1 protein-coding gene is annotated in these 1,399 nt (G+C 70.5%); it reads right to left on the reverse strand.

The window, feature by feature from the left end; translation table 11 throughout:
- Positions 1–75 precede the first annotated feature (75 nt).
- On the reverse strand, positions 76–1,399 hold a 1,324-nt coding region (locus tag G6019_RS08580; protein ID WP_182627413.1), incomplete at its 5' end, for an alkaline phosphatase D family protein.

Genomic DNA, 1,399 nt, shown 5'->3' on the forward strand with positions numbered 1-1,399 from the left:
AGCCCCGGCAGCCCCGGCAGCCCCGGGGACCCCGGTCAGCCGACGAGCACACTGTCGCCCGGCCGGCGTCCCACCTCAGTCCGTGAGCTCCTTGGTGAGTGTTCTGCGCAGAACCTGACGGGGTTTGGCCTCGAGGTCGTCCCCACCTCGTCGTCGTCGCCCTCTCCGGCCCCAGGAGTCCGGCGCCAGGCCGGGCACGAGCGTGAGCACCCTCCCCAGTCCGCGTGCGGGCCATTCCACGTGTGCATGCTCCACCTTGACGGTGGCGCGGCGACCGCGCAGCACCAGGGTCATGACCCCGTTGTGGAACCAGACGCCGTCGGTGACGTCCCACCTGACCTGTGGATCGCGCACCCCCACAGCATCGGCGAGCCGGCGGGTCAGTGCGGGCGCGGGATTCCGGACCGAGATCCGGTTGACCATCCGGATCGACTTCTGTAGAGGATTGCGGAACGGCGACATGACCAGTTGGTGGACCCTGGTGGGCGAGTCGCGCACCCGGGGCGCGGTGAGCTGGACCTCCTCGAGGTACGAGCAGTGGACATCCCCGCCCAGCATGAGGATCGACGCGGGCGGCCGGCCGTGATCCCCGGCCGCGACCTCGGTGAGCAACCCGATCAGGTCGTCGAAACTGTTCCGGAACGCCGCCCAGTGTTCGAGGTCGACTGTCAGGCGCACCCACTCACCGATCCGGGCGGACAGCGGCTTGTCCGGCCGGTCGCGGCTCACCGCCTCGTTCCACCCCTCGAGATGGTGCAGTGCCGGCAGCATGAAGGCGGGCAGGGACGACGCGATCACCAGGTGGTCGACCTCGGCCGCCAGGCACGCCTCCCGCGCCCACTCCCACTCCCGGGGATCCATCACTCGTCGGTCACCGGGGTCCAACCGACGAGAGGCGCGCACGTCGAGCATCACCACCCGCACCCGCCCGAAGTCGCGGCGGAAGCTCCACCGCGCGGTGTCGCGGTCGGCGTCGGCGGACAGGGCGAAATCGTCGAGGATCCCCTCGCGTTCGGCATCGGATCCCGCAGCCCGCACCGCCTGGTACACCGCGTCGGCCTCCAGCTCCCACGGCGCGAGATTGCCCAGGTGCTGGTAGACGAAGTAGCTGGCGAAAGCCCCCTTCACGCGCTCAGGCCACCACGGCTGGGCCGTCATCTCCCGGCGCCACGCGTACGAGGAGTTCCAGTCGTCGCGAAGATCGTGGTCGTCGAGGATCATGCAGCTGGGCACGGTCGAGAGCAGCCAGCGGACATCCGGATCCCGCCACGACTCGTGGTACAGCCAGGAGTACTCCTCGAAGTCACAGATCTCCCCGGACACGTCCCGGTCACCGCCGTCCCCGGCGGAGTCGCGCACCGACCGCGGCCCCTGGCCGGCGCTGCGACGGGCGGCCAGC

The sequence above is a fragment of the Dietzia sp. DQ12-76 genome (genome assembly GCF_014145045.1).
Taxonomy (GTDB): Bacteria; Actinomycetota; Actinomycetes; order Mycobacteriales; family Mycobacteriaceae; genus Dietzia.